The sequence below is a fragment of the Sphaerotilus sp. genome (assembly GCF_013299175.1).
Lineage (GTDB): Bacteria > Pseudomonadota > Gammaproteobacteria > Burkholderiales > Burkholderiaceae_C > Sphaerotilus.
Window position 1 is genome coordinate 1 of record NZ_JAAFKF010000154.1, and the last position, 6300, is coordinate 6300.

Consider the following 6300-nt stretch of genomic DNA (forward strand, 5'->3'; position numbering starts at 1 on the left):
GCGGCCTTCGGCAAGCTCAGGGTGCGCTTAGAGCGCAGCATCACGACCCATGTGGCGCTTTTGTCCCTGGCCTGTTCCATCATCTGCCTGCGGACTCTGCGCAGGTTGTGTTAGCCGCTCTAAGTCAGTTCACCGGCAACAGCTCGCCCAGCCGGATGGACGCCAGCGCCACCCGGTTGCCCCCTCGCTGTCGGGCATCCGCCAACGCCCGCACCGCCGCCTGGCTGAGGTCGTCCAGCGTCGCTGCCGTGTGCGGAAAGCTCGCCACACCGATCGATACCTCGAAATTGAAGCCCTGCCCGCCGACCACGACCACCTCGGTGGCGCAGGCACGGCGCAGGTGCTCCATGCGTGCATGGGCCGTCGCCAGCCCGACCCCGGACAACAGAATCGCGAAGCGCCCATCGCCGAGCTGCGACAGCACATCCATCGCCCGCGTGTTCGAGCGCATCAGGTGGCCCATGGACCGCGTGATCTCCTGCACCGCAGCCTCGCCCAGCGTCTGGCGCAAGGCTTCGGTGCGGTCCAGCGCCAGCAGCACGAGGGCGAACTCGCGGTGCTCGCGCTGCGACAGGGCCGCCTCGCGGCGCAGGTGCTCCTCGAAATGCTCGCGGCGGAACAGCTCGCTGGGCCGGTCCAGCCCCTGCGCGTGCTGGCGGCGCAGGGCTTCGACCGACTGCTGCTGGCGCTCGATCTGGTCCAGCGCCGCTTGCAGGCGACCCGCGTCGCGCCGGCTCTGCGTCACGTCACGCCACAGGCACAGGAGCTGGCGCGGCCCGTCGGCAGGCACCAGGACACAGCGCACGACGCGGAACTCGCTGCGCTGGCCGGCGCGCTCGAAGCGGTGGTCCTCGACCACGGTGGGCAGTTCGGCGGCCAGGGCGCGGGCGTCTGCGGCCTGCAAGGCGTTGGCTTCGGCCTGTGGCAGCAGCTCCAGATCCGTCGCGCCCACCACCCTGCGCTGCGCATGCGAACCCAACCATGCCAGACATGCCGCATTGGCCCAGAGATAGCATCCGCTGTCAGCGTCCTTGAGCGCCAGCAGCACGCCCTCGGTCTGCAACAGGTCGAGCACACCACCGGCCAGCAATGCGGGCGGTGCCACGGGAACGGGCTGTTCGAGGAGGTTCATGCGGCCATGATAGGCAGCCAGCCAGATACCGACTGCGACCAAACTCACACGACGTAACGGGTCGTGCCACGGGCGTGAACTCCGTCACCTGGACCCCCCTGTACGGACGGGTCGGTACCAATCGCCGAACCTGCGCGCCTTCACCCCATCAGCAACTGCATGCTCTGCTCGACCTCGCGCGTGAGGCGATCCAGGAGTTCAAGCAGCGCCTCGCTGGCCGCCGCCAGCGTGACCCGCGCCGCCGGCGTCGCGCCGCTGCGCACGGCGGCGAGCATTTCCTGCCAGCGGCGGTCGGCGGCGGTAGTTGCTTCACGGATGGCAGGCGTGGACAGCGGGATGCTCTTCAGGAACGCCAGTCCGTGCGCGAAGGCTTCCGCCGTGGGCGCGAGATCGTCCGGCAGCGGCTCGTGCGGCAACAGCGCGCCCCCCTGCCGCAGCAGCGCGAGCTTGGCCAGCCGCTGCGCGAGCATGCGCTGGCGACCGGAGACGTTGATGACGTGCAGCGTCGGTGCCAGCCCGGCGTTTTCGAGCGCCTGCGTCAAGCGGTCGGACAGCTCCAGCAGCCGCTCGGCGTCCTGGTCGAGCGCGGCGATGCGCGCCACCACCGGCGCCGCGCCGAGGCTGTTCTGCACGCTTGCCCAGGTCGCCTCCACCGCGTCGATCAGGTCGCCAAACGTCGGCCGCGACAGGGTGCGGCCCAGCAGCGCCAGACTCTGGCCGATCTGCGCCCCCGAGTCGGCCAGCAGCGCCCGCGACCCCGCCACCTCCACCCCCATCGCCGCCAGCGCGTAGAGCTTGACGATGCGCTGCGACAGCATCCGCAGGCGGCCGGCGCGGTTGATGGCGTCGCCGTAGTGGGCGGAGTCGATGACCTGCTGCGAGATCTGGCCGATGCGCTGCTTGGCGTTCATCGACGCGGAGCGCAGCAGCCGGAACGCCTCGTCCTCGTTCACCTGCCGCGCCGACATCAGCAGGCCCTTGGCGCGGTCCACCAGCTTGCGCTCCTCGAAGCGGCGCTTGAGGTCGGCGAGTTCCTCACGCATCTGGCGGGTCTGGCGGTGGCGGGCGATGCTGAACTGCACGAGGGGGCGCAGCCGGCTGGGCGCGTAGCCGTTGACGATCCAGCCGTCGATGCCCACGGCCAGCGCCGCCTCCATCGTCTCGGCGCGCACGTCGCTGGTGAACACCAGCACCGGCGTCGGCACGGCTGCGTCAAGCAACCGAACCGCTTCGAACAGCGCCTCATCCGGGTGCGGTTCCCAGACCACGATCAGGTCCGGTGCATGGCGCACCGCCTCGCGCACCATCTGGGCGCAGGTGGCACGGGTGCAGACCTGCAAGCCGTTGGATTCCAGGTCGGCGACCAGCGTGGGCGCATCGGGCAGCGCAGGGGCAATGGCAAGGAGATTGATCATGTGACAACACACCAAGCAGACTTCAAGCCAGGATCGTGGCATGTTTTGTGCAGTGCAGCGTGCAGTAAAACCACATGTCCACTCACGGCCCACCCATGTCCAACTTCAAGACCTTCCTCAACTCGGGACACTGGCCCACGCTGGCCGCGTCCTTCCTCTACTTCGATTTCTGCTTCGCCATCTGGGTGCTCAACGGCGCGATGGGGCCGTTCATCAGCGAGACCTTCCACCTCACGGCGGCGCAGAAGGGTTTCATGATTTCGGTGCCGATCCTGGCCGGGGCGCTGATGCGCTTTCCGCTGGGCATCCTGGCGCAGTACATCGGCCGCAAGAACGCCGCCATGGTCGAGATGGGCCTGATCGTCTGCGCGCTGACCTTCGGCTACACGATGGTGGACACCTATGACGAGGTGCTGGCGATGGGCGTGCTGCTCGGCATCGCGGGCGCGTCGTTCGGCGTGGCGCTGTCGCTCGGCTCGGGCTGGTTCCCGCCGAAGTACAAGGGTCTGGCGATGGGCATTGCCGGCGCCGGCAACTCGGGCACCGTGCTGGCCGTGCTGTTCGCGCCGCCGCTGGCCATGAAGTACGGCTGGCAGACGGTCTACGGGCTGGCCGCCTGCACGATGCTGCTGCCGATGCTGGTGATGTGGTTCGCCGCGAAGGAGCCGCCGGACATCGAGCACCAGACCTTCCGCGAGCACATCGCCTGCCTGTTCGAGAAAGACGGCTGGGCCTTCAGCCTGATCTACGTCATCACCTTCGGCGGCTTCATCGGGCTGGCGAGCTTCCTGCCGACCTACTTCTACGACCAGTTCAAGGTCACGAAGGTCGAAGCCGGCCAGCTCACCATGCTGGCGACGCTGATGGGTTCCGGCGTGCGGGTGGTCGGCGGCTACGTGTCCGACCGCATCGGCGGCATCAACACGCTGTCGGGCGTGCTGGTGCTGGTGGCGATCACGCTGGTGCTGTGCGGCTTGGCGGGGTCTTCGCTGGTGGTGACGACGCTGCTGTTCATGCTGTGTTTTGCCGCGCTCGGCGCAGGCAACGGGGCGCTGTTCCAGTTGGTACCGCTGCGCTGGCCGCTGGCGACCGCCGTGGCGGGTTCGATGATCGGCGAGATCGGCGCACTGGGCGGTGGTTTCCTGCCGAACGCGATGGGCCTGTCCAAGCAGCACGCCGGCACCTACCTCTGGGGCTTCGTCGCCTTCGCCGTGCTGGCGCTGGTGATGCTGGCGATGCTGCGGCTGGTGCAGATCCGCTGGACGCGCACCTGGGCGGAAAAGGGTGGCCGCGCCCGCAGCGCACCGACCACGGTCGGATCGGGATCCAGCGCGGGCTCGCGCTCCTTCAGCGCGTAGGCAGGAACAGCAGCCAGATCACCAGCAGCACGTTGAACCCGAGCGAAACCAGGCACGCCGCTTTCCACAGCAGCGCCGGGTCACGCATCGCCAGTGGCGTGCTGCCCAGTGCATTCAACGGCCGCGAGGCCCCGCGTTCCAGCGCCAGCGCAAACTCCTCGGCCGTCTCGAACCGCTGCCGCGGATCACGCGCCACCGCCTTCAGCACCACATGGTCCAGCCAGATCGGCACGTCCGGCCGCATCCGCGACGGCGGCGTCGGATCGCGCCGGTAGCGGCCGGTCTGCCACGGCTCGATTTCGCCATAGGGCAGCTTGCCGGTGAGCCACTGGTACAGCGTGACGCCGAGTGCGAAGAGGTCGCTGCCCGCATCCGCCGGCTGGCCGTGGTCGCCCTGCCACTGCTCGGGGTTCATGTAGCTCGGGGTGCCGGCGTGCAGGCTGCGCGTGGCCGCCGGCTCGCGCCCCGACACCGCCACGCCCAAGTCCAGCACACGCCACTGTCCGTCGTCACCCAAGTGCAGGTTGCCGGGCTTGATGTCGCGGTGAACCACACCAAGTCGGTGCATCCGACCCAGCGCCCGGCAAAACGCCAACCCGCCCTGCACCACATCGGGGACTTCGCTGCGGTGGTTGGGCTGGGCGAGCTGCTGCTCCAGCGTGTGGCCGCTGTGCCAGTCGAACACCGTGTAGAACGCGCTCGGGTCGCGCACCTCGCGCACGCGGACAAAACCCTGCCCCTCCCGCTCGGTCACGCGCAGGCCGAGCCAAGCCTCGTGCGCCAGCATCGCCTGCTCTTCGCGGTCGCTGGCGCGGGACTCGTGCAGCGTCTTGATCGCCACCAGCGCGCGGGTGGCCGTCTCGCGGGCTTGGTAGAGCCGGTGGACACCCGTGTCCGCAACCATCGCCGTGATGGTGTACCCGTCCAGCGCGTCGCCCACCTTCAGCCGCCCCGGCACGGGCAGTTGCCGCGCCCGCACCTGGGTGTCTTCCAGTCGCAGCGGGTCCAGGCCCATAACTTGCATTACCACTGCCGTGACGTTGTCCTGACTGCCCGCAGCCAGTGCCGCCTCCACCAGCGCCTCACTGGCGGTCTGGGCCGAAGCGGTGGTGGTCGTGGGCGTGGTCAGCAAGGCGCGCAGCCGGTCCGGTTTGAGCACCCCATGCACACCATCGCAGGTGAGCAAGAAGGTGTCCCCGGCGTGCAGCTCGCCCTGCAAGTAGTCCACGCGCACCGTGAGGTCAAGGCCGACCGCACGGGTGAGCTGGCTGCGGAAGTCGGGATGGTCGAGCGCGTGGTCCTGGGTGAGCAGTTGCAGCTCGCCGCCGCGCAGCAACCAGGCACGGGTGTCGCCAACGTGGGCGACGGTCCAGGTCTGGCCTTGCAGCGCCAGGGCCGTGAGGGTGGTGAGCGCCGCGCGGCGGTCATTGCCCGCACCGCTGCGGCGGCGGTTGTGGTCGGCGAGCCAGGCGTTCTGGGCGCCGATGAGGCGGTCAAGGACGACCGTGGTTTCCCAGGTGGGCGGTGCGGCGTGGAAGTCCTGCACCAGGCTCATCACCGTGGTCTGCGCGGCTTCGCGACCCAGCCCGCCCGCCGACACGCCGTCGGCCACCGCGGCGATCAGTCCCCTCCCCGCCTCGTGCGCATCGGCGCGCACGACGGCCGCGAAATCCTCGTTGTGCTCGCGCACCCCCGTGGCACTCGTGTACCCAATGTTGACTTCGAAGCTCATTGTTCGCCATCGTGGTAACAAAAGCAGCTATTTAACAGTAATTCTTGAAATTCCCAAGGAGTCCGCGATGAAGAAGATGAAACTCGTGATGGTCGGCAACGGCATGGCCGGTGTGCGCACGCTGGAAGAGCTGCTCAAGATCGCCCCGGACCACTACGACATCACCGTGTTCGGCGCCGAGCCGCACCCGAACTACAACCGCATCCTGCTGTCGCCCGTGCTGGCCGGCGAGCAGACCCTCGACGAGATCATCCTCAACCCGCTGAGCTGGTACGCGGAGAACGGCATCACGCTGCACCTGGGCACCAAGGTGACGGACGTGAACCGCGCCCGCCGCCTCGTCACCGCCGTCAATGCGCAAGGTGAAACGGTCGAGGCCGAATACGACCGCCTGCTGATCGCCACCGGCTCGAACCCGTTCATCCTGCCGGTGCCGGGCAAGGATCTGGACGGCGTGATCGCCTACCGCGACATCGCCGACACGAACACCATGATCGAGACGGCCAAGACGCACAAGCACGCCGTCGTCATCGGCGGCGGCCTGCTGGGGCTGGAAGCGGCCAACGGGCTGATGCTGCGCGGGATGCAGGTCACGGTGGTCCACATTTCCGGCTGGCTGATGGAGCGCCAGCTCGACGACGTGGCCGGCAAGCTGCTGCAGAA

Annotated in this window: 5 protein-coding genes; 2 read left to right on the forward strand and 3 right to left on the reverse strand. The window is 68.5% G+C overall.

The annotated features are described in order from the left end of the window. Positions 1-124: 124 nt before the first annotated feature. Positions 125-1132: a GGDEF domain-containing protein gene (locus QZW52_RS18115; protein ID WP_294001276.1), complete on the reverse strand. Its 1008-nt coding sequence runs from the start codon at positions 1130-1132 to the stop codon at positions 125-127. 140 nt (positions 1133-1272) lie between these two features. Further along, a complete protein-coding gene (locus tag QZW52_RS18120; protein WP_294001279.1) occupies positions 1273-2547 on the reverse strand; it encodes a type IV pili methyl-accepting chemotaxis transducer N-terminal domain-containing protein in 1275 nt (424 codons plus the stop codon). A 95-nt stretch (positions 2548-2642) separates the two neighbouring features. On the opposite strand from QZW52_RS18120, the gene QZW52_RS18125 reads away from it, so the two are divergent. Continuing rightward, on the forward strand, positions 2643-3905 hold the full coding sequence (locus QZW52_RS18125) for an MFS transporter (RefSeq protein WP_294001282.1): 1263 nt from the start codon (positions 2643-2645) through the stop codon (positions 3903-3905). Here QZW52_RS18125 and QZW52_RS18130 read toward each other — a convergent pair. Next, positions 3895-5637, reverse strand: coding sequence for a bifunctional protein-serine/threonine kinase/phosphatase (locus QZW52_RS18130; protein ID WP_294001285.1), 1743 nt, complete (start codon positions 5635-5637; stop codon positions 3895-3897). The two genes, QZW52_RS18125 and QZW52_RS18130, sit on opposite strands and share 11 nt — an antisense overlap. Positions 5638-5704: 67 nt before the next feature. Between QZW52_RS18130 and QZW52_RS18135 the strand changes: the two genes are divergently transcribed. Then, on the forward strand, positions 5705-6300 hold a 596-nt coding region (locus tag QZW52_RS18135; RefSeq protein ID WP_294001288.1), incomplete at its 3' end, for an NAD(P)/FAD-dependent oxidoreductase.

What these genes read in the sequence shown, in the direction of transcription:
- QZW52_RS18115 (WP_294001276.1), bottom strand. Translation starts at nt 1,132, where the DNA reads ATGAACCTCCTCGAACAGCCCGTTCCCGTGGCACCGCCCGCATTGCTG.
- QZW52_RS18120 (WP_294001279.1), bottom strand. Translation starts at nt 2,547, where the DNA reads ATGATCAATCTCCTTGCCATTGCCCCTGCGCTGCCCGATGCGCCCACG.
- QZW52_RS18125 (WP_294001282.1), top strand. Translation starts at nt 2,643, where the DNA reads ATGTCCAACTTCAAGACCTTCCTCAACTCGGGACACTGGCCCACGCTG.
- QZW52_RS18130 (WP_294001285.1), bottom strand. Translation starts at nt 5,637, where the DNA reads ATGAGCTTCGAAGTCAACATTGGGTACACGAGTGCCACGGGGGTGCGC.